Source organism: Massilia sp. LXY-5 (assembly GCF_059801075.1).
On the sequence record NZ_JBNNEH010000007.1, the window covers coordinates 245192 to 270244 of the forward strand.

At 63.8% G+C, this 25053-nt stretch carries 28 protein-coding genes and 1 tRNA gene; 14 read left to right on the forward strand and 15 right to left on the reverse strand.

What is annotated here, in order from left to right; all coding sequences use genetic code 11:
* Positions 1-35 precede the first annotated feature (35 nt).
* From ACI48I_RS22305 to ACI48I_RS22325, 5 genes are all read right to left on the reverse strand, one after another.
* A complete protein-coding gene (locus ACI48I_RS22305) occupies positions 36-1520 on the reverse strand; it encodes a PA domain-containing protein (protein WP_193687286.1) in 1485 nt (494 codons plus the stop codon).
* Between the two features lie 2 nt (positions 1521-1522).
* Positions 1523-1948, reverse strand: a complete 426-nt coding sequence (locus tag ACI48I_RS22310) for a post-PEP-CTERM-1 domain-containing protein (protein ID WP_193687285.1) — start codon at positions 1946-1948, stop codon at positions 1523-1525.
* 65 nt (positions 1949-2013) lie between these two features.
* A complete protein-coding gene (locus tag ACI48I_RS22315; RefSeq protein WP_193687284.1) occupies positions 2014-2652 on the reverse strand; it encodes a choice-of-anchor J family PEP-CTERM protein in 639 nt (212 codons plus the stop codon).
* Between the two features lie 276 nt (positions 2653-2928).
* Complete coding sequence (gene uvsE, locus ACI48I_RS22320) at positions 2929-3810, reverse strand: UV DNA damage repair endonuclease UvsE (RefSeq protein WP_498575440.1); 882 nt, start codon at positions 3808-3810, stop codon at positions 2929-2931.
* A 167-nt stretch (positions 3811-3977) separates the two neighbouring features.
* The gene (locus ACI48I_RS22325; protein ID WP_498575441.1) at positions 3978-4433 is read right to left on the reverse strand and encodes a fasciclin domain-containing protein; all 456 of its coding nucleotides are present in this window, start codon (positions 4431-4433) and stop codon (positions 3978-3980) included.
* Between the two features lie 133 nt (positions 4434-4566).
* Here ACI48I_RS22325 and ACI48I_RS22330 point away from each other — a divergent pair, with 133 nt between their 5' ends.
* The gene (locus ACI48I_RS22330; protein ID WP_193687281.1) at positions 4567-5529 is read left to right on the forward strand and encodes a MerR family transcriptional regulator; all 963 of its coding nucleotides are present in this window, start codon (positions 4567-4569) and stop codon (positions 5527-5529) included.
* An 82-nt stretch (positions 5530-5611) separates the two neighbouring features.
* The gene (locus ACI48I_RS22335) at positions 5612-6148 is read left to right on the forward strand and encodes a DUF2058 domain-containing protein (protein WP_193687280.1); all 537 of its coding nucleotides are present in this window, start codon (positions 5612-5614) and stop codon (positions 6146-6148) included.
* Positions 6149-6230: 82 nt separating this feature from the next.
* On the opposite strand, the gene ACI48I_RS22340 is transcribed toward ACI48I_RS22335, so the two are convergent.
* A complete protein-coding gene (locus ACI48I_RS22340; protein WP_193687279.1) occupies positions 6231-6674 on the reverse strand; it encodes a nuclear transport factor 2 family protein in 444 nt (147 codons plus the stop codon).
* 153 nt (positions 6675-6827) lie between these two features.
* Between ACI48I_RS22340 and ACI48I_RS22345 the strand changes: the two genes are divergently transcribed.
* The 5 genes from ACI48I_RS22345 (at position 6828) to ACI48I_RS22365 (ending at position 10602) form a co-directional block, all read left to right on the forward strand.
* Entirely contained in the window at positions 6828-7037 is a 210-nt protein-coding gene (locus tag ACI48I_RS22345) for a hypervirulence associated TUDOR domain-containing protein (protein ID WP_193687278.1), read from the forward strand.
* Between the two features lie 149 nt (positions 7038-7186).
* Positions 7187-7762, forward strand: a complete 576-nt coding sequence (locus ACI48I_RS22350; protein WP_193687277.1) for a cytochrome C — start codon at positions 7187-7189, stop codon at positions 7760-7762.
* A 159-nt stretch (positions 7763-7921) separates the two neighbouring features.
* Positions 7922-9064, forward strand: a complete 1143-nt coding sequence (locus ACI48I_RS22355; protein ID WP_193687276.1) for a toxic anion resistance protein — start codon at positions 7922-7924, stop codon at positions 9062-9064.
* A gap of 58 nt (positions 9065-9122) precedes the next feature.
* The gene (locus ACI48I_RS22360; protein ID WP_193687275.1) at positions 9123-9710 is read left to right on the forward strand and encodes a TerD family protein; all 588 of its coding nucleotides are present in this window, start codon (positions 9123-9125) and stop codon (positions 9708-9710) included.
* 22 nt (positions 9711-9732) lie between these two features.
* Positions 9733-10602 (forward strand): hypothetical protein, encoded by an 870-nt coding sequence (locus ACI48I_RS22365; protein WP_498575442.1) that lies wholly within the window; start codon positions 9733-9735, stop codon positions 10600-10602.
* A gap of 44 nt (positions 10603-10646) precedes the next feature.
* On the opposite strand, the gene ACI48I_RS22370 is transcribed toward ACI48I_RS22365, so the two are convergent.
* Positions 10647-11450: a PEP-CTERM sorting domain-containing protein gene (locus tag ACI48I_RS22370; RefSeq protein ID WP_498575443.1), complete on the reverse strand. Its 804-nt coding sequence runs from the start codon at positions 11448-11450 to the stop codon at positions 10647-10649.
* A 403-nt stretch (positions 11451-11853) separates the two neighbouring features.
* Here ACI48I_RS22370 and ACI48I_RS22375 point away from each other — a divergent pair, with 403 nt between their 5' ends.
* Complete coding sequence (locus ACI48I_RS22375) at positions 11854-12255, forward strand: FxsA family protein (RefSeq protein WP_193687272.1); 402 nt, start codon at positions 11854-11856, stop codon at positions 12253-12255.
* 40 nt (positions 12256-12295) lie between these two features.
* Here ACI48I_RS22375 and ACI48I_RS22380 read toward each other — a convergent pair whose 3' ends face one another.
* Entirely contained in the window at positions 12296-13177 is an 882-nt protein-coding gene (locus ACI48I_RS22380) for an alpha/beta fold hydrolase (protein WP_498575444.1), read from the reverse strand.
* 119 nt (positions 13178-13296) lie between these two features.
* Positions 13297-13372, reverse strand: a tRNA-Phe gene (locus ACI48I_RS22385).
* A gap of 133 nt (positions 13373-13505) precedes the next feature.
* Here ACI48I_RS22385 and ACI48I_RS22390 point away from each other — a divergent pair.
* From ACI48I_RS22390 to ACI48I_RS22415, 6 genes are all read left to right on the forward strand, one after another.
* Positions 13506-14726: an FAD-dependent monooxygenase gene (locus ACI48I_RS22390; RefSeq protein ID WP_498575445.1), complete on the forward strand. Its 1221-nt coding sequence runs from the start codon at positions 13506-13508 to the stop codon at positions 14724-14726.
* Between the two features lie 22 nt (positions 14727-14748).
* Complete coding sequence (locus ACI48I_RS22395) at positions 14749-15468, forward strand: DsbC family protein (RefSeq protein ID WP_498575446.1); 720 nt, start codon at positions 14749-14751, stop codon at positions 15466-15468.
* The gene (locus tag ACI48I_RS22400) at positions 15469-15927 is read left to right on the forward strand and encodes a (2Fe-2S)-binding protein (RefSeq protein ID WP_193687268.1); all 459 of its coding nucleotides are present in this window, start codon (positions 15469-15471) and stop codon (positions 15925-15927) included.
* A 12-nt stretch (positions 15928-15939) separates the two neighbouring features.
* The gene (locus ACI48I_RS22405; protein WP_193687267.1) at positions 15940-16512 is read left to right on the forward strand and encodes a nucleotidyltransferase family protein; all 573 of its coding nucleotides are present in this window, start codon (positions 15940-15942) and stop codon (positions 16510-16512) included.
* A 74-nt stretch (positions 16513-16586) separates the two neighbouring features.
* Entirely contained in the window at positions 16587-18407 is a 1821-nt protein-coding gene (locus tag ACI48I_RS22410) for a M61 family metallopeptidase (protein ID WP_193687266.1), read from the forward strand.
* 7 nt (positions 18408-18414) lie between these two features.
* A complete protein-coding gene (locus ACI48I_RS22415; protein ID WP_498575447.1) occupies positions 18415-19737 on the forward strand; it encodes an amidohydrolase in 1323 nt (440 codons plus the stop codon).
* A 144-nt stretch (positions 19738-19881) separates the two neighbouring features.
* Here the strand turns inward: ACI48I_RS22415 and ACI48I_RS22420 are convergent, their stop codons facing one another.
* From ACI48I_RS22420 to trpE, 6 genes are all read right to left on the reverse strand, one after another.
* On the reverse strand, positions 19882-20373 hold the full coding sequence (locus ACI48I_RS22420) for a hypothetical protein (protein WP_498575448.1): 492 nt from the start codon (positions 20371-20373) through the stop codon (positions 19882-19884).
* Positions 20374-20375: 2 nt separating this feature from the next.
* Positions 20376-21176 carry an indole-3-glycerol phosphate synthase TrpC gene (gene trpC, locus ACI48I_RS22425; RefSeq protein ID WP_193687263.1) on the reverse strand — a complete coding sequence of 267 codons (801 nt, stop codon included), beginning with the start codon at positions 21174-21176 and terminating at the stop codon, positions 20376-20378.
* A gap of 12 nt (positions 21177-21188) precedes the next feature.
* Positions 21189-21824, reverse strand: a complete 636-nt coding sequence (locus ACI48I_RS22430) for a LysE family translocator (RefSeq protein WP_498575449.1) — start codon at positions 21822-21824, stop codon at positions 21189-21191.
* 14 nt (positions 21825-21838) lie between these two features.
* Entirely contained in the window at positions 21839-22876 is a 1038-nt protein-coding gene (trpD, locus tag ACI48I_RS22435) for an anthranilate phosphoribosyltransferase (RefSeq protein ID WP_193687261.1), read from the reverse strand.
* Between the two features lie 79 nt (positions 22877-22955).
* Complete coding sequence (locus ACI48I_RS22440) at positions 22956-23522, reverse strand: anthranilate synthase component II (protein WP_193687260.1); 567 nt, start codon at positions 23520-23522, stop codon at positions 22956-22958.
* Between the two features lies 1 nt (position 23523).
* Positions 23524-25020: an anthranilate synthase component I gene (gene trpE, locus ACI48I_RS22445; RefSeq protein WP_498575450.1), complete on the reverse strand. Its 1497-nt coding sequence runs from the start codon at positions 25018-25020 to the stop codon at positions 23524-23526.
* Positions 25021-25053 lie beyond the last annotated feature (33 nt).

Consider the following 25053-nt stretch of genomic DNA (forward strand, 5'->3'; position numbering starts at 1 on the left):
GCCCGGTTCATGTGCAGCTTACTGTCTGCTGTCGATTACCAGCCGATGTCCTTCAGCAGTGGCAGCGTCAGGTCCAGCGGCGGCGTCACGGTGAGGGTCAGGTCGGCGCTGATGTTTGGTTCCATCAGCAGGTTCGGCGAAGCCGAGACGTCCCAGTGCGAGACCGACGAGCCGCCGATCAGCGGGTTCGGCGTGTACAGCAGCGGACGGCCTGCCAGGTCGGCGCCGGCCTTGCGGTTCGGGTCGATCGCCAGCGAGGCGGTCACCGAGCCAGGGGTGCTGCGCGAGCCGTATTTCACGGCGGCGGCAACGGCTGCCTTCAGCGTTTCGCCATCGGCCTGGGTGATGCCGACCGACGGGATCGTCACGGTTGCGTCCGCGCCGCCCGGGGTGAAGGTGCCGGCGGCGTTGTTCGCCAGGATGACGGCAACCGCACCGGCGTTCTGCGCGTTCTTCACTTTTTCGGCGAAGGTGCAGCCACCGCGGCTGATGATCGGCACCTTGCCTTTGGCGGCGGCAGCGTTGGCGGCGTTGAACGGCGAGCAGCCAGGGCCCAGTTCGCCAGTTTGGGCGGCGATCGTCGCCAGCACACCCAGGTTGCCGGTGCTCGGCACGGCCGGGCCAAAGGCCGATGGGCTGTACGGCGCGGTCGGCACGGCACCTGCCGGGCTCGACGATTTCACGACCGGCAGCGGCTTCAGGATGGCGGCGCCGGCGACGGCGTTCGGACCGGTCCAGGCCAGTTGCAGCGGATTGATTGCCGAGGCCTTGCGTTCGGCCGAGGTCATGTCCAGCCAGCTCTTCTTGGCCGTGTTGTCGTACATGAAGCGTTCCCAGATGCTCGGCAGGCCGTCCGGGGTGTACGCGGTGTACTCGGCGTTGATGCGGTTGCCGCTCGAGGTGCTGACGCTCATCACCGAGAAGCCCAGGCCATGGCCCAGTTCGTGCAGCAGGGTGGCAGCGAAGTTGACGGCGGTGCCGGCCTTGCCGTCCAGGCCCAGGTAGAACGGCGCACCGTCGAGGCAGCCGGTCTGGCCGAGGCGGGCGTTGAACTGGGTCTTGATGTCGACGTTGCCGTAGCCGGTGCCGTCGTCAGGCTGGCCTGCGCTCAGGTTGGTCTTGGCCAGCTTGTTGGCCAGCGCTTGCGGATACCAGGTGCCTGGTGCGCCGCCCGGGAAGTCGTGCCACAAGTTCCATGCCGAGGCACTGCCCAGGGTGGCCGAGGTCGAGGTGCAGGTCAGGTTTTCCCAGCCGGCCGAGACGACGATCTCGACGTTGCTTTCGAGGTTCTTTTCCCAGATGTCGGCGACATAACGGTAGACGTTGAAGCGCTGCTGGCCGAGCGTGGTGCCCATGTTGCCGCCGACTGGCGCGACCGGGGTCGGGTCATTGAAGCCGTAGCCGGCAGGGTCGCGGCTCTGGATCTTGATGGTGGCCGCTTCCGAGGCCAGGCAGGTCAGGGCGCAGGCGGCTGCAATCAGCGAGCGCGCGGCGGAACGCGAAAATTGAGGGGTGCGCATGTTTACTCCGTTTCAACCTTGTTGGTGTGGACGTGGCCGGCGACAGCCGAGGACTGGTCTGCATTGCTCGACTCGTAAGTCGCAATGCTGCCGTCCGGCTGGCGTTCCGCACGTACGGAGTTGGTGAACTCGTCGGTCAGGCGCACGCCGCGGGCACCGCTGGCGTGGAATTTCTGCTGGAAGGCTTGCGGCGAAGCGCGCAGGGTGCGCACGCGGGCGTTCGCTTGTGCCCCCTGCGCCTGCATTGCGGCGTGCTCTTCGGCGGTGGCATTGCGCAGCTGGCCGGTGCCTGCATCGCGCACGACGGTCAGCGCATCGCTCGACTGGACCGCTTCCTGGGCGGAGGCTTGGCTGACGAGGCCCAGCAGGGCCAGGGTGATGCCGGCGGCGCACAGCAGGCGCTGGCCGGACTGATGTTTCTGGGACATGAGAATCTCCTGGTATTGAGGTTGCGAAGCGCCTTGCGCTTCGGCTTGCGAAATCCGTGTGGCGATCAGCCGCGCTTGCGGCGGCGCACCAGTGCCAGGCCCATTGCGCCGGCGAACAGGCTGAGCATGGTCGACGGTTCAGGGACTTCGCTGACCAGCAGGCTGTCGACGCCGACGTAGTTGGCAAAGTCGGCGGCGCCGGTGTATTGCAGCGCGAAGCGGGCGTTGCCCTGGCCGCCGGCCGTCATCACTTCATAGCGGGCCCAGCCGTCGGTACCGACGGTGACTGGCGCGCCGAGGACGAAGGAGTTCAGTTCGCCATTGGCATTGCCGAAGCCGAAGGCGATCTGGTCGCTGGTGCCAGGATACGCGTCAGCGCGCAGCCAGAAGGAGACGGTGGCGCCGTTGATGCCGGTCGAAAACTCGGAGGTGATCAGCCAGGTGTTGAGATCTCCGCCAGCAGCGGCGTTCAGATAATTGGCGGATGCATAGCTGTTTGCCGGGCCGCTCAGGGCAGGGAAGATGTTCGAGCTGCCCTGGGCCCAGCCGGAAGTCAAGCCGGGCGGGGTGCCGCCATTCTTCAGGACCCAGCCTTTAGCGGCGAGACCACCTACATCTTCAAAACCTTCTGCCAACAATGCACCGGCCTGGGCCGACAACGCCATGCCCGAAAATGCCAATGCAACAAGTGCTTTCTTCATCATCTGATGCGCCTCCAAAGTTTTAGACATTGGTGCTGTGCTGGCATTTCGTGAACGCCATACAGCGCCTTGTAGTTCGCGGCAATGTACCTCGCCGACTCGGCAGCTGATGCATATTGCGTGCCAGCAGACTATGTCTTTGATTACTCAGAGGAAAATTTCGTTGGCGAAAAATTTATTGAAAAAATGTAAGAATTTTCGACAAAAAACACACAGACGCTTACAACTTGCACCGTATTTGTGCGTTTAAAACAACTCTTAGTTAATACAGGCAGTTTTTCAGATGGATTGCAGCCAGGGGCGTAGTCCGTCGATGGCCTCTTCTTTCGACTTCGCCTCGATCTCGATCCAGGGTGCCTGGGCATAGCAGGCCGGCATCGTATCGATCAGGTCGGCGTGCTGGCGGTCGTTGAAGCCGCTGCGTCCGTTGGAGATATGGACCAGCTGCTGCGCAGGGTCGGCCCAGGTCGCGCGCGCCTTGTGCAGCATCTCCTCGACGCTCGGATCGTCGTAACTGGGCAGGTCCTCATGGACGATGTGGTGGTGGGCATCGAACACCATCGGCACGCCGCTTGCCATGCAAATGGCGTGGATCTCCTCGGCACTGTAGGCGTATTCGTCGTTCTCCAGGCCGAGCCGGCAACGGATCGCGTCGGGCAGCGTCGCAATGCACCTGATCAGTGCGTCGGCCCGGTTTGCTTTGCCGCCGTGGATTTCCAGCAGCGCCCAGGACGAACGCGGCTGCTCGAGCAGATCCATGATGTCGGCGTGCATCTGCAATATCCTGATGCTGTTGGCGACGACGTCGGGCGAGTCGGAACTGAGCACCACGAACTGGTCCGGATGCATCACCAGCCGGATGCCGGCCTCGAGCGCGCGCTTGCCCGAGCGCGCCAGGCTCGGGGCCAGGGTGCGCAGGAGGTCGAGGCCTTCGGGCGTGTCGGCAAACGGAAAGATCGACGAAGGCAGGCGATACAGCGAAATGCCATTCTGCGTGCAATAGCGCAGGGCGGTGTCGAGGGTCTGCAGGTTGTCGCGGTAGATGTCTTCCAGGATCTTGTTCTGGGTATCGGCTGATTGGGCGTGCAGGCGCGTGCGCGTGACGGTACGGTAGCGGACCTCTTTTGAGACGGTAATGCAGACCAAGCCCAGATGCGGCATGTGATCCTCGCGTAAGAAGGAAAATAAAAAGTATAGGCTGAAGTCTTTGATGCCCAAATTCAGTTGAAAGCGGGGATTTGCCAGCCGTGAAATAAGATAGGAATCAATGCGCAACGCCACCACCCGCGGCTGGCAGGTGGTGGCGCTGACGGCCGTGCTGCAAACGCTTAGTTCGGCATGATTACCGAATCGATGACGTGGATGACGCCGTTGTCGGCTGCGATGTCGGTTTTGACGACGTTGGCCTTATCGACCATGACCTTGCCGGCAGGGGCGCTGACCTTGAGCGAGCTGCCTTCGACGGTCATGACCATGCCTGGCTTGACGTCGGCTGCCATCACCGCGCCTGGGACAACGTGGTAGGTGAGAACCTTGGCCAAGGCCGCTTTGTCTTTCAGCAGTGCGTCGAGCTTGGCTTTTGGAATTTTGGCGAACGCCGCGTCGGTCGGGGCGAACACGGTAAACGGACCCGGGCCCTTGAGCGTGTCGACCAGGCCCGCGGCCTGCACGGCGGTGATCAATGTATTGAAGTTGCCGGCCGCCTTGGCGGTGTCGACGATGTCCGCGGCCTGGGTAGAACCGATTGCAAAGGCGAGTGGAAGTGCAAGCAAGATCTTCTTCATGGGGGGGCTCCTGTCGTTGACGGTCGCAGTCCAGGCTGGACTGCACATATGTAAATTATGCCAATTTGCGCCCCGTGTCCAAGCATTGACGCTATATAATTCAAAATAACAGGGACAACAGTGAGACAAAGCCATGAATATGCTGCAGAGAAGTGAGCCTGATCGCATTTTGTACCGCAGTGGCGCCGCCGCCCGGCTGGCCGGGCTGCCGGTGGAGACGCTGCGCATCTGGGAGCGCCGCTACAGCCTGTCGGACGCCGAGCGCTCGGCGCACGGCCAGCGCCTGTACTCGGCCGAGCAGGTGGCACGCCTTAGTCTTCTAAAACAGCTGGTTGACCAGGGCCATGCGATCGGCGTGCTGGCCGGCCTGGCGCGCGAACAGCTGCAGGCGATGCTGGCCGCCGGCGCCGCCGATGCGCGCGTGGCCAGCGGCCCGGTACCAGTCTTGCTGGTCGGCCCGAGCCTGGCGCGGCGGGTGGCGGCCGAGCGCCAGCCGCTGGGACTGGACGTGCGCGCCAGCTGCGCCCGCCTCGAACAGGTGGCGGGTCTGCGTGCACACAACGGCGGGCAGGTGCTCGTGGCCGAAGTGTCCGAGCTCGACGACAGCGCCATGCCGCTGCTGGCCGCCGCGCGCGAAGCGGCAGGTGTCGCGGCGACCGTCGTGCTGTACCGTTTTTGCGCCAGCGCCACGATCCGCGCCTTGCGGGCCCAGGGTTACCTGGTCGCACGCATGCCGGCCGAGCTGGGCGAGCTGGCGCTGCTGTGCCGCTCGGCCCTGGCCGGACAGCGCCTGCCGAGCCCGGAGGCGCCAGGTCCCACCGTCGCGCCGCCCCGTTTCGACGAGGAAGCGCTGGCCACCATCTCGGCCGCCGGCAACCGCCTCAGCTGCGAATGCCCGCGCCACATCACCGATATATTGCTGATGGTCGGCAGTTTCGAGCGCTACAGCGCCAATTGCGCCAACCGCAATCCGGAGGATGCGCGCCTGCACTCCATGCTCGAGCGCGCGGCCGGGCAGGCGAGGGTGGTGCTGGAGGAAGCCTTGACGGCGCTGGCACTGGCCGATGGCCTGCCGCTGCCGCCGGCACGCAACTGAAACACCCCCGAAGGCGGCCGGCACTGGTAGCTGGCGGCGCTCCTTGCTATGCTGGCGGGAATATTTATAGGGAGCGCCCACAATGGCATCGTTGCAGGATCAATTCTTGAAGGCCGGGCTGGTCAACAAGAACAAGGCAAAACAAGTTCAGCAGGAAAAGAGCAAGCAGCAAAAGATCGAACGCCGCACCGGCACCGAGAGTGTCGACGAGGCGAAGCTGGCCGCTGCCGAACTGCAGCGCAAGAACGCCGAACGGGCGCGCGAACTGAACGCCCAGCGCGACGCTGCCGCCCAGCAGAAGGCGATCATGGCGCAGATCGTGCAAATGGTGCAGAAGAACCGCCAGGGCAAGGGCAATGGCGATGTCGCCTACAATTTTACGCACGGCACAAAAATCGAGCGCATTTATGTCTCGCATACGGTGCAGGAACACCTGATGGCCGGACGCCTCGTCATCGTGCGCCTGGGCGACAACACCGAGCTGGTGCCACGCGTCATTGCCGACAAGATCGCCGAGCGCGATGCTTCGCTGCTGGTGCGGGTCAAGAAGAACGAGGCTGCGCTCGAGGAAGACGATCCGTATGCGGACTTCAAGATTCCCGACGATTTGATGTGGTGACAGGCGCGACTGCGCCCGGTAGGTAAATAAAACAAACGCCACCGCAAGGGTGGCGTTTTGCTACAGAGTCCCTGTAGCGCACTCAATGGTGCATCGGCATTCCCGTTGCTGCCTGTCCCGGCTGGTCCGGCTGGTAGGCCCGTTGGCTTGCCGCGGTGTCGTGATAATCCTGGAAGCGTGCAACCTTGCCGTCGCGCAGCGTGAACACGTGCACCCAGGGACTATCGTAGCTGCGTCCGGTTTGCCGGACGAGCCAGGTCGCTTCGCCGGTAACGATGACCTTGTCGCCTTCCGCGATGAATTCCTGCGGAACGAAACGGATGGCCTGCGCGGCATCGTCGAGTGATTTGAAAAAGCGGGCAATTTCCGCCTTGCCGTTGTGGCGGCCGGAGAAGGGGATGTACTCCGACTCGGGTTCGATCCAGACCGCGTCGTCGTGATACCGCTCGAGCAGTCGCGGGATGTCGCCGTTCTGGAACATCTGGTAGCCTTCCATGATCAGCCGTTTGTTTTCTTGCGCGTCCATGACAGCCTCCTATCAAGAATCGGCCGTCCAGCGACAATCGCGCCCGCTCATGTCGCGGACGGCCATACATTGAGCCTAGTGCGCGCCGCGCGGAAGTCAAGCCGGGCCGGGCGCCGGGCACGCACTTCTTTTTTTCACTTCCAGGGAGCAAGCATGACGAATACATTCAAGGTCGGCGACAAGGTGCAATGGCATTCCTCGCAGGGAACGGTGACCGGCACCATCAAGAAGAAATTGACTGAGCCCACGGAGATCAAGGGGCACCACGTCGCCGCCTCACAAGACAATCCCGAGTACCTGGTCGTCAGCGACAAGACCGGGGCTGAGGCGGCCCACAAGCCGGACGCGCTGAGCAAGGTGTGAACAGTTCGCTGGCCTGATTGATAAATCTCAAACCTCCGCCCAACGCACCGGCGATGCGGCGCGCCGCGACTAGACTGAGACTAGTCTAAATGAGCGCCCGTGCGATCGCGCTTGCCGGGCGTTTGTCCAGTTTGGCGGAGGGAGGGAGCATGAATACATCGTGGAGAACTGGCCGTCGCGCATGGCTCGCAGCGGCGCTGGTCGCATCGGCAGCAGTGTCCGTCGCGGCAGCCGGTGGTTTGAGGGATTTCCTCGACAGCGAGAATCCTGTGAAGCGTGGCTATGCCATCGTCCCAGCCGGCGTCGTGTTGAATCTGGCGGGCAAGAATCGCCAGCTGGTCGGCCTGGGCAGCTACGTCGTCAACACGAGCGGATGTGTCGACTGCCACAGTCATCCGACCTATTCGCCCGGGGGCGACCCGTTCAAAGGCGAACCAGAACGGCTCAATGCCGAAGAATACTTGTCCGGCGGCCGACAGTTCGGGCCCGAGATCACGTCGGCCAACATCACGCCGGACAATGCAGGCAAGCCTGCGGGGCTGACGCGAAGCGAGTTCATCCAGATGATGCGCACCGGGCACAATCCCAAGGATCCGCCCGGCACCATCGTCCAGGTCATGCCCTGGCCGGTCTTTGGCAAAAAGACCGAGCTGGAGCTGATCGCCGTGTATGAATACCTGCGTGCGATCCCTTCCTTGCCCGACAATACCCATCCAGGGCCCTGATCGAACCGAATACAGGGAAGCACACGGCAACAACAAGAACGCCAACCTGCAAAGGTTGGCGTTTTTGCGTCGCTATTCCCGGCGCTGCGCTGATACTCGCCCAGCAGGATTGTCCGGTGGTAAGCTAATCATGTTGTCACTTCCACCTGAAGGAACCTTATGAAACCGCTGTTCTCCTCCGACGAAGAAGCGAACGCAGCATCCACGGCGCCAACCGTCCCTGCCGCGCCGGCGCCCGCCTTTCCGCCCTTGTCGACTCCTGCCGGCACGTCGGACCTGCTGCCTGCCGCGCGTCCGGAGGCCAGCGTCGCCCCATTGCCGCGCGTCGATATTTCCGGCATCGATGACAAGGCCATCGAGTCCCTGGGCGGCTCCACCGGCGCGGGCGTGGCCAAGGTATCGGCCAAGCTGCTGGGCACCGTGCGTGCTTCGGATGCGGATGTGTTCGGCACGCAGCTGAACGAACTGATCGCCACCTCCAAGGGCCTGGACCCGGCCAAGCTGCGTTCGGGCGGCCTGCTGTCGCGCGTCACGAACATGTTCGGCTCGGTCAAGGAAAAGATGCTGTCGCAGTACCAGGTGGTCGAATCGCGCATGGACACCCTGGTCGGCGAGATGACGCGGCATGCGAACGTGCACCGGAATCGCATCCAGGACTTCGACGAAATGTACAAGGGCCTGGAGATGTACTACCAGGGCCTGGATGCCGACGTGAAAAAGGGCGAAGCCTGGGCCGACAAGCTGCGGCAGGCGGTCGCGCAGCAGGCCGCGCCGGCCAACGCCTTCGAGGCGCAGCAGGCGACCGAGCTCAAGCGCCGTCTCGAGCGTCTCGAAAAACGCATCGACGACCTGAAGCGCGCCATGCTGATGGCCACGCAGATGGTGCCGCAGATCCGCCTGTCGCAGGACAATGCTAGAGCGCTGACGGACACGTTTACCGATATCGTCAACGTGTCGATTCCGGCCTGGCGCAACGTGTTCTCGCTCTACCTGCTGCAACTGGAAGCCAAGCAGAGCGCCGCGGTCGCGAATGCCGCCTACGACGCCACTGACGCGGCATTCCGCGCCCAGGCCGACATGCTGCTGGAAAATACGGAGACGGTGGCCCGCGCCAAGCAGCGTTCCCTGGTCAGCCTGGAGACCGCCCAGCACGTCCAGGCGCAACTGGTGACCGCGTTCGACAAGCTCGAGCAAATCTCGCAGGAAGGCCAGCAACGCCGCAAGGACGAGCTGCCGAAACTGCAGGAGCTGGAGCGCGAGCTGATTGCCCGCTTTTCGAGCACCGGGGCACCATCGGCTTGAGCATTGCTCCAGGTACGCATTCCAGCGAAAATACCATTTTCACCATAAAGGACAGTCCATGGCGACGACCCTCGAAACCGGCCATCGCATCAACCTCGAAAAAGCCGCTCCGGGCCTGAAGCGTGTTCGTATCGGCCTCGGCTGGAAGGTCAACGCGGCCGAAGGCCAGGCATTCGACCTCGACTCGTCGGTGTTCCTGTGCAGGAAAAACGCGAGCGACGATCCGGTCATGATCAGCAACGCCCACTTCGTCTATTACAACCACACGACGTCGCCCGATGGCGCGGTCGTGCACTCCGGAGATAATCGCACCGGCGACAAGGATGGCGACGACGAAGTCATCACCGTCGACCTGGCCAGGGTCGACGCCGAGGTCGTGGAGATGCCGATCGTGGTGACCATCCACGAGGCCGAAGCGCGCAAGCAGACCTTCGGCCGAGTCACCGATGCCTATGTCAGGGTGTACAACGACGAGACGAATGAGGTGATCGCGGAATACGACCTGGACGAAGACTACTCGGACAAGACCGCACTGCAGTTCGGCTCGCTGTACCGCAGGGATGGCGAATGGCGCTTCCAGGCCGTCGGCGCCGGTTTTAAACTGAACCTGGCGACGTTTATCCGCAAGCTGGGCGGCACCGTCTGAGACCGGCCATGCCGCGCGACCGATGACGCCCAAGGCATTCGATTTCGGCGGCGAGCCCGAGCCTGCCCCCGATCCGGCCGTGCCGCGGGCGTTCGACTTCGGCGACACGCAAGACGCTGCCGCGCCGCCGGCCTCCGCCGGCCCTCCCAAGGCCTTGTCGTTCGACGACCTGCCGCCGGCGCCGGCAAGGTCCAGCCTCACCGCGAAAACCCCGGCCAAAGCCTTATTTGAGAGCGAGGACCATCCGGCCGTGCGCGACGCCCTCGAGATCGCCAGGGCCGACCATCCTGCACTGTTCGCGCAGTCGGAGGGGCGCCTGGCCGCATTGTTCCGCCGCATCCTGCCGCTGAAGCTGGCGCTGGTGACGCAGTGGGGAGAGGAGCCCTTGATGGAGCAGGCCGCGCTGCTCCAGCCGATCACCGAACTGGTCCTGAAGTTTGCGGAAATGGGCGTGCCCGCGTTGCTGGAGGCGGCGCTGGAGAGCAGCAGGGCGCCAGCGGGCATGTTCGATAAACTGTTTCGCCGCCCGGCCTCGCCTGCCGAGTTCAAGCCGGCTCTGACGGCAAGTCGCGCGCAACTCCTGCAGCTCATGGCCGACAGCGAACTTGCCATGCGCAAGCTGGACGAGTCGGCGCGCAACCTGGGCTTGCACGGCCTGGTGCTGGCCGTCGTGTCGACGCTTGCCAGCGGCGCGCCCGAGGCGACGCTGGATGCGCTCGTGCAGCGCCGGACGCTGATTCAGCAGGCGGTTCGCCAGGCTGAGCTGTCGATGCTGCAGATGGAGCAGGTACGCCGGCAGGCCGCCGACCTGATCGGGCAGGTGTCGTCGTTCCTGACGGTGACCTTGCCCGCGCTCGAGATGGCGCAGGCGCAGGGTGGGAAGCAGGGATAGCGGGCATAAACAAAAAAAACGCCACCCGAGGTGGCGTCTCTGCTTTACTGCGGCGTCTTGCGGCCGCGCCTGGCTGCCATTAATCCCGCGCCGCCGGCGACCAGCAGCAGCCAGGTGGCCGGCACCGGCACGTCGGTGGGTGGCGGCGGATTCTCTTCTCCCACCGTGCCTTGCACACCGACAGTGAAGCCGTTCCAATACTCATTGGTCAGGCTGCGCCAGGTCAGCGTGTCGAATGCACCGGTGAAGCGGATGGTGCCGTGCGGCTCGCCGCTGCCGATCAGCCGGTATTCGGTGTTGCCGCCGCCGAGGTCGACCACCTGCTTGGTCACGCTGCCGCAGCCCCAGTAGCCGCAGCTGTTGTCACCGGGAGCGGGAGCGCCGAGGCCGCCGCCGAAACTGAGGATGTCGAAATCCTGGTTCAGGAAGGCATAGCCATTGCCGTTCAGGCTGACAAAAGCGAAGACCGGATTGACGATCGACTGCGTGAAGGTCAGCGTCTGGGGGCCTGCGAACTGGAGGGCGATGATGTCGGTGCCGGTCGGCGGATTGTCGACCTGGGCGCTGGTGTATGGCGAGTTCCCGACAGGAGTACGTGGAATCCAGTAATCGTTGCCGCCGCTTGGCTGGTAGAAGCCGACGCCCGCCGCATTGGTATAGGTGACGCCGACGGTCGTGGTCGAGGTCGTGATGGTGCCTTGGGCGCTGAAACCGGTACCAGGGTCGGTGTCGGTCCCGGTCCAGTTGGTCCAGTAGATGGGGGCCGCGTTGGCCGCGGTTGCGGCCACCAGCAAGGTCAGGGCGGGAATGGCGCGAAACAGAAGTGCAGGACGACGTTGTGTGGTCATGATTGCTCCCTCGTAGTTTTCGACAGCCGAAGTAATCTTCGGTATGAAAATGGGAGCAACCTTCATGCCAGTTGGATAAATGCTTGATTATTAAAGAGGGCAGCGACGCGGAAAACGGCTGAGCGTCAAGTCTGTCGACAGCTCGCGCCTTGCACCCGTTTCGAACAGGATACGAGCGTGCCGATGCGGAAATAGCAACGCTACCCGGACGTGAGTAGTACAGCGCTTCACCGGTTTAATTGAAAAGCCCGACACAGGAGCGTGCTGTTAAACTTTGCAATCGCCTTCAGATCCCACCCGCAGGAGTACACAAATCCTAGCTTACTTAGTCACAGCGGCCTGGCGTATGCCAAGGCTGGCGCTCACAGCCGTCCTATTGGCGCTGGCAGCCTTGGCCGGCACCATGACCTACACCGGTTTTCTTGTCGTCGGGGTGTTGGCCGATCATCTCGGCACTAGTCGCGCCATGGCGGGACTGCTGCTTGGCGTTTTGTTTGCAAGAATCCCCTGGTTTAGCAAAGGGAAGTTGCGCACTGTCGGTCTATTACCCAAACCTGCCCGTCGACCAGTCATCGTGAGCCTGCTCGCACTGTGCTTGCTGAGCTTTCTGTCGCAAGCCGAATACCTGTCCGCCCTGGTGATCGGTTTCGCTACCGCTTTTCTGCTTTCCTACCCCTGGCTGAGGCGGGCCATGTTCGGTCGCCTGAAATCGTCCATCTTCAAATTTGCTGCGGGCCGGAATCCTCCATCACGAACCGATGAGGGCAAGGTGATTGATGTTGAATTCAGGGAAAAGAAAAACTGAGGGTCGAATCGACGAGTGGACGTTGCGGCTGGGTGAATTGCTAGGCAGATGGCAAGCCGCCAAGAAAAGGACGGATTGCCGCCGCGACCTGGTCTGCTCCGCTGTAATGAACGGCATGGCCCCAGCGCGGAATCACGACTGGGGGCGCTGCGCGAAGCAGCCTGGCGGCTTCGTTGAGCCAGGATTGGGGAGCGATGGCGTCGTGTTCGCCGCGTATCAGCATGACTGGTGACGCGATGTCCGGCAGCTTCGCTTCGATGGGATAAGCCAGCATGTCATGGAACTCCGGGACGAACCGGCTACCCATGCGCAGATAATCCTTGATCACCTGCGGGACCAGCGATGGGCGTTCAAAGATTCCGCCCATGGCGAAGCGGCCAACTTGCTGCAATGTGCTGCGTGCTGCCGGATCGGGTACCGGAGCGATCAGGACCAGCCGGCCGATCCGTCCGGGATGGCGAAGTGCGGCCTCGACGGCAACCTGGCAGCCCATGGAGTGCGCAACCAGGCAGGCCTTTGCGATGCCTGTGCAATCCATCCAGTCGATCAATGCTTGCGCGAGTCCGGGGATGTCAGGCTGGACTTCAGGTGTGTCGCTCAGGCCATGTCCTGGAAGGTCAGGGACGTAGACGTCGAATTCCGTGGCCAGCCGTTGTGCCGCCGGGATGAAATAGGCGCCGGACACGCCCAGGCCGTGGATCATGACTGCCGGTAGCGTCCCCAGGCGGGCAGTGCCGGTGGCAACGCGGGCATGCATGTGTTGGCCGTTGACCTTCCATCGAAGGCTTTGCAATTCGCGGATCTGGCCGTGCTGCATCTGGCGCTGGCGATGATGTCGGCTACGGGTGCGGTGCAGCGCCAGCGCGGCACCCGCGCCAAGCAAGGCATAAAGAGGCCATCGCCAATGCATCGTGTTTGTCATGTTTGCCCCGTCCAGTCACCTGGCCAATCATAGCAAGCTGGTGGGTAAGCAAAGGCACAAAACAAAAACGCCACCCGAAGGTGGCGTTTTTGTTTGCATCGTTGCCAATGCTGAATTCTTGGTGGCCCGGGGCGGAATCGAACCACCGACACAAGGATTTTCAATCCTCTGCTCTACCAACTGAGCTACCAGGCCAAGAGAGGCATGATTATAGCCAGCCGCTCGCGGCTCTGCAAGTCCCCGTTGCAACTTTCTTCGGAGGGGGCGCCGGCCGGCCTCGCCGGTTGCACCTGAGGTGCGCACTGCGCATGCCGCTATAATGCCAGGCATGACGACCCCAACTTCCTCCTCCGTTTCCATCCGAAGCGACGTCTGCATCGTCGGCAATGGCGCCATCGCCAAGACGGCGGCACTCGGCTTCGCCCAGGCCGGGCACAGCGTCACGCTGCTGGTTCCGGCCGCCAACGCGCAGAACGAAGCCGTCACCGGCGGCGAACGCCCCTGGGACGTGCGCGTCTATGCGCTGAACCACACGGCGCGCGACCTGCTGGCCTCATTAAAAGTGTGGGATGCGCTCGATGCGGGCCGCGTGGCGCCGGTCGATGCGATGGCGGTCAACGGCGACGGCAAGAACGGCGGCAGCCTGGGATTCGACGCCTTTGGCGCCCATACCGGCGCGCTGGCCTGGATCGTCGAGGACAGCAATTTGAATAGCGCGCTCGACGCCGCCCTGAAATTCGCGCACAAGGTCGAGATCGTCAAAGGCTGCGGCACGCGCCTGACCTGCGGTCCCGAGGGAGCAGCCGTGGAGCTGGAAGACGGGCGCCGCATCGATGCGAAACTGGTAATCGGCGCCGACGGCCGCGATTCCTGGGTGCGCGGGCAGTGCGACATCGGCATCGACTACCGCTCCTACCACCAGAAGGCGATCGTCACCAATTTTTCCTGCGAAAAGCCGCATCACGGCGTCGCCCACCAGTGGTTTACCTGCAGCGACGGCATCATCGCGCTGCTGCCGCTGCCGGGCAACCGGGTCTCGCTCGTCTGGTCGGCGCCGGAAACCCTGGCCGCCACCCTGATGGACGAGTCGATGGGCGAACTGGCCGTGCGCCTGTGCGAATATGCGGACGCGCCGCTCGGTGCTTTGCGCCCGCTGCAGCCGGAATCGTTCAAGGCGGTGCCGCTGGCGCTGGTGCGTCCCCATGCCCTGACGGCACCGCACGTCGCCCTGATCGGCGACGCTGCGCATGCGGTGCATCCGCTGGCCGGGCATGGGATGAACCTGGGCTTCGGCGACATCGTCGACCTGCTGCGCGTTATCGGCGAACGTGAGGAGCACCGGGCGATCGGCGACGAGCGCGTGCTGGCGCGTTATGCGCGGGCGCGCAAGGAAGATGTGTTGCTCATGCAACTGGCGACCGACGGACTGGAGCGTTTATTCGGCGCCAACCTGGAACCCTTGCGCATTGCACGCAATTTGGGATTAAACTTGCTCGACAAGTTGCCCTTCATAAAGCGTCGCCTGATGGCGCACGCCATCGGACAGTAAAACCTTAAGGAACAAGATAGTGATGTTGAAAACCAAGATCGCCGTGCTGGCGGCGACGGGCCTGATGGCGTCGTGCGTGGGTGCCGAGAATACGACGGAAGCGAACATCCGCAAGAACATCGAGCCGCGCCTGGGTGGGGCCAAGATCGACTCGATCACGGAAACGCCATACAGCGGCCTGTACGAACTGCGCATCGGTTCCGACATCCTGTACGCGGACAAGAAGGGCGAATTCCTGTTCATCGGCCAGGTGTACGAGGCGAAAAGCTCGAAGAACCTGACCAAGGCCAGGGTCGACGACCTCACCAAGATCAAGTTCTCCGACCTGCCGTTCGCCTCCGCGCTGAAGCAGGTGAAGGGCGACGGCAAGCGCACGATCGCCGTGTTCGAAGACCCGAACTGCGGCTACTGCAAGCGCCTGCGCCAGACCACGCTCAAGGAGCTCGACAACGTCACCATCTACACCTTCATGTACAACATCCTGTCCGAGGATTCGTTCGTGAAGTCGAAGAACATCTGGTGCGCGCCGAACCGGGTCAAGGCCTGGGACGACTGGATGGTCAACGGCAAGCTGCCGCCGGCGGCGCCTGCCAGCTGCGAGACCCCGAACGAGAAGATCGTCGAACTGGGCCACAAGCTCAATATCCAGGGCACCCCGGCGATCTTCTTCACCGACGGCACCCGCATCCCGGGCGCGGTCGACCTGCCGGCGCTGGAAGCGAAGCTGAACTCGATCAAATAAATGGTCCAGCTGAACGTCAACGGGCGTGACACGCAGGTCGACGCCGACCCGTCCACGCCGATTTTGTGGGCGCTGCGCGACAACCTGAACCTGACCGGCACCAAGTTCGGCTGCGGCGCCGCCCTGTGCGGCGCCTGCACCGTGCACCTGGACGGCGCGCCGATCCGCTCCTGCATCACGCCGGTCGCCAGCGCCGTGGGCCACAAGCTCACCACGATCGAGGCGATGAGTGCCGATGCCGTCGGCAAGGCCGTGCAGGCGGCCTGGATCCGCCACGACGTGCCGCAGTGCGGCTACTGCCAGAGCGGCCAGGTGATGAGCGCCACCGCGCTGCTGCGGACCAATCAGGCGCCGACCGATGCCGACATCGACAACGCCATGAGCGGCAATATCTGCCGCTGCGGCACCTACCAGCGCATCCGCGCCGCGATCAAGGATGCGGCTACCACGCTGGCATAAGGGCGCTTCCGCATGAATCCCGTCGGCATCCTGCTGGCGGCTGGACGTGGACGCCGCTTCGATCCTGAAGGCCTGCGCAACAAGCTGCTGCAGCCGCTCGCCGGCGGCGAGCCGATGGTCGTCGCCAGCGCCCGCAATCTACTTTCTGTTTTATCGCGTGTGATCGCCGTCGTGCCGCCGCAGGACGGCGGCGTGGCCGCGGCCTTGCGTGCGCCTGGCTGCGAGGTCGTGCTCTGCGAAGAGGCCGACAGCGGCATGGCCGCCTCGCTGGTCACCGCGATCGCGCATTCGCTGCCGCAGGCCGACGCCTGGCTGGTGGCGCTGGGCGACATGCCGTATGTGGCGCCGGCGACGCTGCGCGCCCTGCTCGCCGCGCTGGAGGAGGGCGCGGACATCGCCGCACCCGTGTTCGAAGGGCGGCGTGGCAATCCGGTCGCCTTCGGCGCGCGTCACTTGCCGGCCCTCCTGGCGCTGGAGGGCGAGCATGGCGCGCGCGCCTTGCTGAAATCCGCGCCCGTGGTGGAAGTGGCGGTGGACGATCCGGGCATCCTGCGCGACATCGACACCCCGGGCGACCTGGCATGAAGGCGTTTGCCTCCGCGTTGTAAGCGGTGGCGAATCCGTTACACTAGCGGAAATCAGCCCGTCCTTACGTGATCATGAAAAAAACAGCCCAGAAAAAACAGAGCGCCATCCACTACACCATCGTCCCGAAAGACCTGGCGGGCCACCTGTTCAACGTCACCGTCACCGTGCCGGCGCCCAGCCCCGAAGGGCAGACATTCGCGCTGCCGGCCTGGATCCCGGGCAGCTACATGATCCGCGAGTTCGCGCGCAACATCGTGCGCATCCGCGCCGAATCGAATGGTGCAACGGTGCCGCTCACGAAGCTCGACAAGCATGCCTGGCAGGCGGCACCGAGCGATGGTCCGCTGACGCTGCACTACGAAGTCTATGCCTGGGACCTGTCGGTGCGCGCCGCCCACCTCGACCAGACCCACGGCTTCTTCAACGGCACCAGCGTCTTCCTGCGCGTCATCGGCCAGGAAGAGGGCGCACACGAAGTCGACATCCAGCGCCCGGGCGACCCGGCCACGAAGACCTGGCGCGTCGCCACTGCGATGAAGGAACTCGGCGCGAAGCGCTACGGCTTCGGGACCTATGTCGCCGCCAACTACGACGAACTGATCGACCATCCGGTCGAGATGGGCGACTTTGCCCTCAGCACCTTCAAGGCGCACGGCATCCCGCACGACATCGTCATCACCGGCCGCGTGCCGAACCTGGACATGGGCCGCCTGCAGGCCGACCTGAAGGCGATTTGCGAAGCGCAGATCGCCCTGTTCGAGCCAGGCACGAAAAAGGCGCCGGTCGACCGCTATGTCTTCATGACGATGGCCGTCGGCGACGGTTACGGGGGCCTCGAACACCGCGCCTCGACCGCCCTGATCTGCGCCCGCGCCGATTTGCCGAGCACCGCATCGCCGCAGACGGGCGAGCCGAACGAGGGCTACCTGAAATTCCTCGGCCTGTGCAGCCACGAGTACTTCCACACCTGGAACGTCAAGCGCATCAAGCCGGCCGTGTTCGCGCCCTACGACCTGCAGGTCGAGAACTACACGCCGCTGCTGTGGCTCTTCGAGGGATTCACCAGTTACTACGACGACCTGATGCTGGTACGCGCCGGGATCATCAAGGAAGCGACCTATCTGAAGCTGCTCGGGAAAACCATCGGCAGTGTGCTGCGCGGCAGCGGGCGCACCAAGCAAAGTGTGGCCGATTCGAGTTTCGACGCCTGGAGCAAGTACTACCGCCAGGACGAGAATTCGCCGAACGCGATCATCAGTTATTACAGCAAGGGATCGCTGATCGCGCTCGCGTTCGACCTGACCATCCGCGCCAAAACGGCCGGCGCGAAAACGCTGGACGACGTCATGCGCGCGCTGTGGGAACGCTTTGGCCGCGATTTCTATGCGGGCGTCGGGCGCGGCGTGACGGAGAGCGAAGTCGAGGCGCTGTTCGATGAGGTCAGCGGCCTGAAACTGCGCAACCTGTTCGACAAATTCGTGCGCGGCACGGACGACCTGCCGCTGGTGAAACTGTTCGCGCCCTTCGGCATCAAGCTGCTCGACGAGCGCAAGAGCGGCAAGCCCTCACTCGACGCGGGCATCGGCCGCGATGCCCTCGGCGCCAAGCTGACCCAGGTGCACGAGGGCGGGGCGGCGCACCAGGCCGGCCTGTCGGCGCTGGACGTCCTCATTGCGATCGACGGCTTGCGCGTGAACGGCAATCCGTCGAATGTCGACGCGCTGCTGTCGCGCTACCGCGTGGGCGACAAGCTCGCCGTGCACGCCTTCCGCCGCGACGAGCTGATGAGTTTTGACGTCACCCTTCAGGGCGAGCGCGTGCCGGGGATTACCCTGTCGCCGGCCGTCGCGGGCAAGAAGTCGGTTGCTCTTCCGCGCCCAAGCGCATTCTGATCCTTCCATGGAGAGGTTCACCTTGATAAAGCCCATCGCCGCCGCAGTCCTGGCCCTCGCTGCACTTCCCGCGCTGGCCCAGCTTCCCGCACCGTTGAAGACCGACGTCAGAACGCGCGTCGACAGCATGTACCCGTGGCTGGACACCGTCTACAAGGACCTGCATGCCCATCCGGAGATCGCCTTCCAGGAAGTGCGCACGGCGGGCAAGCTGGCCGCCGAGATGCGCAAGCTCGGCTTCGAGGTGACCGAAAAAGTCGGCAAGACCGGCATCGTCGCGGTGTATAAAAACGGGGCCGGGCCGACGGTGCTGGTGCGCACCGAGCTCGATGGCCTGCCGATGGAAGAGAAGACCGGCCTGCCTTATGCCAGCCGCGCGAAGGCGCAGAGCAACGGCGGCGAGAGCTTCGTCACCCACAGCTGCGGCCACGACATCCACATGGCCAGCTGGCTCGGCGCCGCACGTACGCTGGTGGAGCTGAAATCGCAGTGGAAGGGCACCCTGGTCTTCATCGGCCAGCCGGCCGAGGAAACCGTATCGGGCGCCAAGGCGATGCTGGACGATGGCCTGTTTAAGCGCTTCCCGAAACCGGACTACGCGTTCGCGCTGCACTCCTGGCCGCTGGCCTACGGCACGGTGGGTTACAACGCCGGCGCCGTGTCCTCGAATTCCGATGCGATCGAGATCGTCTTCAAGGGCCGCGGCGGCCATGGCTCGGCGCCGGATAAATCGCTCGATCCGATCACGATTGCGGCGCGTTTCGTGGTCGATGTGCAGACGGTGGTGAGCCGCGAGAAGGACCCGAAGGAATTCGGCGTGGTGACGATCGGCGCGATCCAGGGCGGCACGGTCGGTAATATCATTCCCGACAGCGTGCAGGTGCGCGGCACGATCCGCTCCTACAGCCCGGCGGTGCGCGCCAAGCTGTTAGAGGGCGTGCGCCGCGTCGCCAACGCCTCGGCCGCGATGGCCGGCGCCCCGGCGCCCGACGTGCAGCTGATCAGCGGCGGCGCGGCGATCGTCAACAGCGAAGCGCTGGTGACCAGGACCGAAGCCGTGTTCAAGGACGCCTTTGGCGACGCCAAGGCCCAGCGCATGCCGGCCATGACGGCGAGCGAGGATTTTTCGCAGTACGTGAACCAGGGCGTGCCCTCGATGTTCTTCTTCACCGGCGTGTACGACCCGAAGATGGTGGAAGAGGCGTCACGTGAAGGCGGCAAGCCGATTGCGTTCAATCACTCGCCGTTTTATGCGCCGGTGCCGGAGCCGTCGATCAAGACGGCGGCGCAGGCGATGAGCATGGCGGTGTTGAATGTGATGGGGCGGTAAGGGTTCGCGCATCGAAAACGTATCCGGAAAATCCGCGATAACGCGTCGGGTGTGAACGCGTTATCGCCGCGTTCACGAACCAACACCGTGCGAACGTCCGCGTGGCCATGAATGCCCACCCTACGTTACGCCGGCCATATCGATTCATTGCGGCCCGGCCAGGGACCGCAACTGAAACCGATACTGGTCGTCGAACAAGAAGGTCTCCGAATACGTCAGCGCCCGCATGTTCGCGATCAGCAGCCTGGACGGCCGCGGCAAGGGCCCGCTGCGCCGCATCGATGCCAGCGCCACTTCCGAGGCGCTCGGGTCGCGCGAGCGCTGCACGACGACATCCTGCAACTCCCCGTCTTCCCCCACCGTGATGTTGACGACGACGATCGCCGGCAGCATCGGCGGCAGGCGGCCGCTGAAGGTCTGGCCGTTGTTGGCGCGCATGACGTGATGCGCCACCTCGGCCTTGTAGGCGTCGAGCGTATGCGAGGGCGGCGGTACGGGCGCCTCGGTCTTGGGCGTGGGGAGGATGGCGGCGACGATGCGCCTGGCAGTGGAAGCGACGGGCTGGACCGTGCTGCATCCGCCCAGGGCTGCCAGTAGAAGGAGGAGAGCGGCCCGGGTGCGGATGGAAGTGAACATAATCAGTCGAATAACCGTCGAAGTTCGGCGCCAGGGTCGGAAGCACGCATGAAGGCTTCGCCCACCAGGAACGCGTGCACGTTCGCCGCGCGCATGCGCTCTACATCTCCCGGCACCATGATGCCCGACTCGGTCACCACCAGCCGCTCGCTGCCGATACGCGGCAGCAGGCCGATGGTCGTGTCGAGCGAGACCTCGAAGGTGCGCAGGTTGCGGTTGTTGATGCCGACCAGCGGCGTTTTTAATTTCAGCGCCGCGGTCAACTCATCGCCGTCATGTACTTCGACCAGCACATCCATGCCAAGTTCCTGGGCACAGGCTTCCAATTCCGCCATCAGGCCGTGATCGAGCGCGGAGACGATCAGGAGGATCGCATCGGCCCCCATCGCGCGCGCTTCGTACACTTGGTACATGTCTACAATAAAATCCTTGCGGATCACGGGCAGCTCGACGGCCGCGCGCGCCTGGCGCAGATAATCAACCGAGCCCTGGAAGAACTGTACGTCGGTCAGCACCGACAAGCAAGCAGCCCCAGCATTGGCATAGCTCTCCGCGATGTCCGCAGGACGGAAGTCCGGACGCAGCACGCCTTTCGAGGGCGAGGCTTTCTTGATTTCGGCGATCACGCCGGCGCGGCCGGCGGCGATGTTCTTGCGCAGGCTCGCTTCGAAGCCGCGGATGCCGGAACGCAGCTCGCTGTCGCCTTCCACTTCGCGGCGCAGGCTGGCCAGATCGCGGTATTTTTTGGCGGCCGCCACTTCATCGGCTTTGACCGCGAGGATTTTATTGAGGATATCGGACATACGTGAAAACTTTCAGTGTGACTTGGACAGGGCGAGCTTGACGCCGAGCCAGACGAACAGGCCGCCGGTGACGCGGTTGAGCCAGAGCGAGACGGCCGGGCTGAGCTTGATGCGTGCGCTCGCCTTCGCGGTCGTGAGCGCCAGCGCGCCGCACCAGAGCATGCCGTTGAAATTAAAAATGCAGCCGAGGACCATGAAGGCGAGTGCCTTGTTCGGCGCATCGGCGGTAATGAATTGCGGTACGAAGGCGAGGAAGAAGATCGCGACCTTCGGGTTCAGCACATTGGTCAGAAAACCCTGGGCGAAGATTTTTCGATAGGGGAGGGCCGGCAGCGCAAGCGGCGCGGCAGCCCCTTCCTGCTTTCGGCTGCGCAGCAGACCGACCGCCATGTAGAGGACATAGGCCGCGCCGACCAGCTTCACGACCGTGAACGCGGTGGCGGAAGTCGCCAGCACCGCCGACAGGCCGAGCGCCGCGGCGAAGATGTGGACCAGGGTGCCGGTCCCGATGCCCAGCGCCGCCGCGCAGCCCGCGCGCCAGCCTTGGGTGGCGCTGCGCGTCATGATCAGGAGCGAATCGGGCCCGGGCATGATGTTGAGGAGAAGTCCGGAAATGATAAACAGCGGCAGATCGTGAATCCCCAACATATGCGTGCCTTTTCTTATGTTTGAGCGCCCAGCTGGCGCGTGACGTTAACGAATTGTTCGAGCTTGGCCAAGGCCGCGCCGGATGCAATTGTCGCACGCGCTTTCGCCAAACCGTCCTCGATCGATGCGGATACCCCGGCTGCATACAAGGCCGTGCCGGCATTCAGTGCCACGATATCGGTGGCCGGTCCGGGCTCGCCGCGCAGCGCTTCCATCACGCGCACTTTCGATTCTTCGGTATTCGCCACTTTCAGGTTGCGGCTGGCGATCATCGACAGGCCGTAATCTTCCGGATGGATTTCGTATTCGCGAATCTCTCCGTTCACCAGTTCGCCGACGAGGGTGCCGGCGCCGAGCGAGACTTCGTCCATGTTGTCGCGGCCCCAGACCACCATCGCATGCTGGGCGCCGAGGCGCTGCAATACGCGCACCTGGATGCCGACCAGGTCGGGGTGGAACACGCCCATCAGGATGTTCGGCGCGCCGGCCGGATTGGTCAGCGGTCCGAGAATATTGAAGATGCTGCGCACGCCCAGCTCGCGGCGCACCGGCGCCACGTGCTTCATGGCCGCATGGTGATTCGGCGCGAACATGAAGCCGATGCCGGTCTGCGCGATCGATTGCGCGATCTGTTCCGGCTTTAAATCGATCTGGGCGCCGAGCGCTTCGATCAGGTCGGCGCTGCCCGAGGAAGACGAGACGCTGCGCCCGCCATGCTTGGCCACGCGCGCACCGGCGGCAGCCGCCACGAACATCGACGCGCTGGAGATATTGAAGGTATTCGCGCCGTCGCCGCCGGTGCCGACGATGTCGAGCAGATGGGTCGTGTCGGCCATCGGCACCTTGGTCGAGAATTCGCGCATGACTTGCGCGGCGGCCGTGATCTCTCCGATGGTTTCCTTTTTGACGCGCAGGCCCATGGTCAGTGCCGCAACCATGGTCGGCGACATCTCGCCCGACATGATCTGGCGGAACAGGTGCAGCATCTCGTCGTGGAAGATCTCGCGGTGTTCGATACAGCGCAGCAGCGCCTCTTGTGGGGTGATCGGCATGGACGTTCCAGTAACAGTAGAAGTTAAGAACCGCACCTGAGCGTAGCGCCGGGGGCGCGCCGCTTAGGCGCGGCAGGGCTCAGCGGCCCTCGAGGAAGTTCTTGAACAGCGCGTGGCCGTATTCCGACAGGATCGACTCGGGGTGGAACTGCACGCCCTGGATGTCGAATTCCTTGTGGCGTACGCCCATGATCTCGCCGTCGTCGGTCCAGGCGGTCACCTCGAGGCAGGCAGGTAAAGAAGCACGCTCGATCGCCAGCGAGTGGTAGCGGATCACGGTGAAGGGGCTCGGTATGCCATGGAACACGCCGACGCCGGTGTGCGCGATCATCGAGGTCTTGCCGTGCATGACCTGCTTGGCGCGCACGATCTTGCCGCCGAAGGCTTCGCCGATCGCCTGGTGTCCGAGGCAGACGCCGAGGATCGGCAGCTTGCCCTGGAATTCCTTGATGACGTCGACCGAGACGCCCGCGTCAACCGGCGCTTTCGGGCCGGGCGAGATGCAGATGCGGTCCGGCTTCATGGCCGCGATCTCGCCGATCGTGACTTCGTCGTTGCGCACGGTGCGCACTTCTTCACCCAGCTCGCCGAAATACTGGACGATGTTGTAGGTGAAGGAATCGTAGTTGTCGATCATGAGCAGCATGTCAGATCTCCCCATCCAGTCCGTCTTGCACTTGTTCGGCCGCGCGCAGCACGGCGCGCGCCTTCGCTTCGGTTTCCTGCCATTCCATTTCGGGGATCGAGTCGGCGACGATGCCGGCCGCGGCCTGCACGTACAAATTGCCGTCCTTGATCACGCCGGTGCGGATCGCGATCGCCACGTCCATTTCGCCGCCGAAGGAGAGATAACCGCAGGCGCCACCGTAGATGCCGCGCTTGGTCGGCTCGAGTTCGTCGATGATCTCCATCGCCCGCACCTTCGGCGCGCCCGTCAGCGTACCGGCGGGGAAGGTCGCGCGCAGCACGTCCAGGTTCGACATGCCTTCCTTCAAGGCGCCTTCGACGTTCGAGACGATGTGCTGCACGTGCGAGTATTTTTCGATGACCATCCGGTCCGTGACTTTCACGGTACCGGTGTCGGCGATGCGGCCGATGTCGTTGCGCGCCAGGTCGATCAGCATCACGTGTTCGGCGATTTCCTTCGGGTCGGCCAGCAGCTCGGCCGCCAGTTCGGCATCGCGTTCCGGGGTCGCGCCGCGCGGACGGGTGCCGGCGATCGGGCGCAGCGTGACCTTGCGCTCGCCGGCGGCCGAGGTTTCATTGCGCACCAAAATCTCGGGCGAGGCGCCGACAATCTGCATGTCGCCGAAATTGTAGTAATACATGTACGGGCTCGGGTTCAGCGAACGCAGCGAGCGGTACAGGGACAAAGGCGAATCGACATACGGCTTGCGGATGCGCTGGCCAATTTGAACCTGCATCAGGTCGCCGGCCATCACGTATTCGTGGGCCGTCGCCACCGCTTTCAAGTAATCTTCCTTGCTGAATTCGCGCACCGCTTCGGTCCGCACCGAGGCCGTCGTGACGGGCGCCTCGACGCTCCGGCGCAGCATCACGCGCAGGTCTTTCAGGCGCTGGCGCGCCTTGGCAAAGGCTTCCGGCTGCGCCGTATCGGCGTAGACGATCAAATACAGCTTGCCGGACAGGTTGTCGATCACGGCCAGCTCTTCGGTCACCATCAGCTGGATGTCGGGCAGGCCGAGCGGGTCGGCTGGGGCCTTGCCGGCCAGCTTGCGCTCGATGTGGCGTACCGTGTCGTAGCCGAAGTAGCCGGCCAGGCCGCCGCAGAAACGCGGCATGCCCGGTCGCAGCGCGACCTTGAAACGCGACTGATAGGTTTCGATGAAGTCGAGCGGGTTGCCCTCATGGGTTTCGACAACGCTGCCGTTGGTGACGATTTCCGTCAGGTTGCCGCTGCTGCGCAGGAGCGTCTTTGCCGGCAGGCCGATGAAGGAATAGCGGCCGAAGCGCTCGCCGCCGACGACCGATTCGAGCAGGAAGGTGTTCTTGCCGGTGTTCTGCGACTGCGCCAGTTTCAGGTACAGGGTCAGCGGCGTTTCCAGATCGGCGAAGGCTTCGGCGATCAGCGGAATGCGGTTATAGCCCTGGTTGGCCAGCGATTTGAATTCGAGTTCGGTCATGTTCTTCTCCGGGCCGCCACGTTTGAAGGGGAG

Coding starts and splice junctions, on each gene's coding strand:
- ACI48I_RS22405 (WP_193687267.1), top strand. CDS start 15,940: ATGAATCCCGTCGGCATCCTGCTGGCGGCTGGACGTGGACGCCGCTTC.
- ACI48I_RS22370 (WP_498575443.1), bottom strand. CDS start 11,450: ATGACCACACAACGTCGTCCTGCACTTCTGTTTCGCGCCATTCCCGCC.
- ACI48I_RS22325 (WP_498575441.1), bottom strand. CDS start 4,433: ATGAAGAAGATCTTGCTTGCACTTCCACTCGCCTTTGCAATCGGTTCT.
- ACI48I_RS22375 (WP_193687272.1), top strand. CDS start 11,854: ATGACCTACACCGGTTTTCTTGTCGTCGGGGTGTTGGCCGATCATCTC.
- ACI48I_RS22420 (WP_498575448.1), bottom strand. CDS start 20,373: ATGTTCACTTCCATCCGCACCCGGGCCGCTCTCCTCCTTCTACTGGCA.
- ACI48I_RS22440 (WP_193687260.1), bottom strand. CDS start 23,522: ATGCTGCTCATGATCGACAACTACGATTCCTTCACCTACAACATCGTC.
- ACI48I_RS22400 (WP_193687268.1), top strand. CDS start 15,469: ATGGTCCAGCTGAACGTCAACGGGCGTGACACGCAGGTCGACGCCGAC.
- ACI48I_RS22410 (WP_193687266.1), top strand. CDS start 16,587: ATGAAAAAAACAGCCCAGAAAAAACAGAGCGCCATCCACTACACCATC.
- ACI48I_RS22335 (WP_193687280.1), top strand. CDS start 5,612: ATGGCATCGTTGCAGGATCAATTCTTGAAGGCCGGGCTGGTCAACAAG.
- trpD (WP_193687261.1), bottom strand. CDS start 22,876: ATGCCGATCACCCCACAAGAGGCGCTGCTGCGCTGTATCGAACACCGC.
- ACI48I_RS22365 (WP_498575442.1), top strand. CDS start 9,733: ATGACGCCCAAGGCATTCGATTTCGGCGGCGAGCCCGAGCCTGCCCCC.
- ACI48I_RS22380 (WP_498575444.1), bottom strand. CDS start 13,177: ATGACAAACACGATGCATTGGCGATGGCCTCTTTATGCCTTGCTTGGC.
- ACI48I_RS22430 (WP_498575449.1), bottom strand. CDS start 21,824: ATGTTGGGGATTCACGATCTGCCGCTGTTTATCATTTCCGGACTTCTC.
- uvsE (WP_498575440.1), bottom strand. CDS start 3,810: ATGCCGCATCTGGGCTTGGTCTGCATTACCGTCTCAAAAGAGGTCCGC.
- ACI48I_RS22345 (WP_193687278.1), top strand. CDS start 6,828: ATGACGAATACATTCAAGGTCGGCGACAAGGTGCAATGGCATTCCTCG.
- ACI48I_RS22350 (WP_193687277.1), top strand. CDS start 7,187: ATGAATACATCGTGGAGAACTGGCCGTCGCGCATGGCTCGCAGCGGCG.
- ACI48I_RS22395 (WP_498575446.1), top strand. CDS start 14,749: ATGTTGAAAACCAAGATCGCCGTGCTGGCGGCGACGGGCCTGATGGCG.
- ACI48I_RS22415 (WP_498575447.1), top strand. CDS start 18,415: ATGGAGAGGTTCACCTTGATAAAGCCCATCGCCGCCGCAGTCCTGGCC.
- ACI48I_RS22340 (WP_193687279.1), bottom strand. CDS start 6,674: ATGGACGCGCAAGAAAACAAACGGCTGATCATGGAAGGCTACCAGATG.
- ACI48I_RS22390 (WP_498575445.1), top strand. CDS start 13,506: ATGACGACCCCAACTTCCTCCTCCGTTTCCATCCGAAGCGACGTCTGC.
- ACI48I_RS22315 (WP_193687284.1), bottom strand. CDS start 2,652: ATGATGAAGAAAGCACTTGTTGCATTGGCATTTTCGGGCATGGCGTTG.
- ACI48I_RS22305 (WP_193687286.1), bottom strand. CDS start 1,520: ATGCGCACCCCTCAATTTTCGCGTTCCGCCGCGCGCTCGCTGATTGCA.
- ACI48I_RS22355 (WP_193687276.1), top strand. CDS start 7,922: ATGAAACCGCTGTTCTCCTCCGACGAAGAAGCGAACGCAGCATCCACG.
- ACI48I_RS22360 (WP_193687275.1), top strand. CDS start 9,123: ATGGCGACGACCCTCGAAACCGGCCATCGCATCAACCTCGAAAAAGCC.
- trpC (WP_193687263.1), bottom strand. CDS start 21,176: ATGTCCGATATCCTCAATAAAATCCTCGCGGTCAAAGCCGATGAAGTG.
- ACI48I_RS22330 (WP_193687281.1), top strand. CDS start 4,567: ATGAATATGCTGCAGAGAAGTGAGCCTGATCGCATTTTGTACCGCAGT.
- ACI48I_RS22310 (WP_193687285.1), bottom strand. CDS start 1,948: ATGTCCCAGAAACATCAGTCCGGCCAGCGCCTGCTGTGCGCCGCCGGC.
- trpE (WP_498575450.1), bottom strand. CDS start 25,020: ATGACCGAACTCGAATTCAAATCGCTGGCCAACCAGGGCTATAACCGC.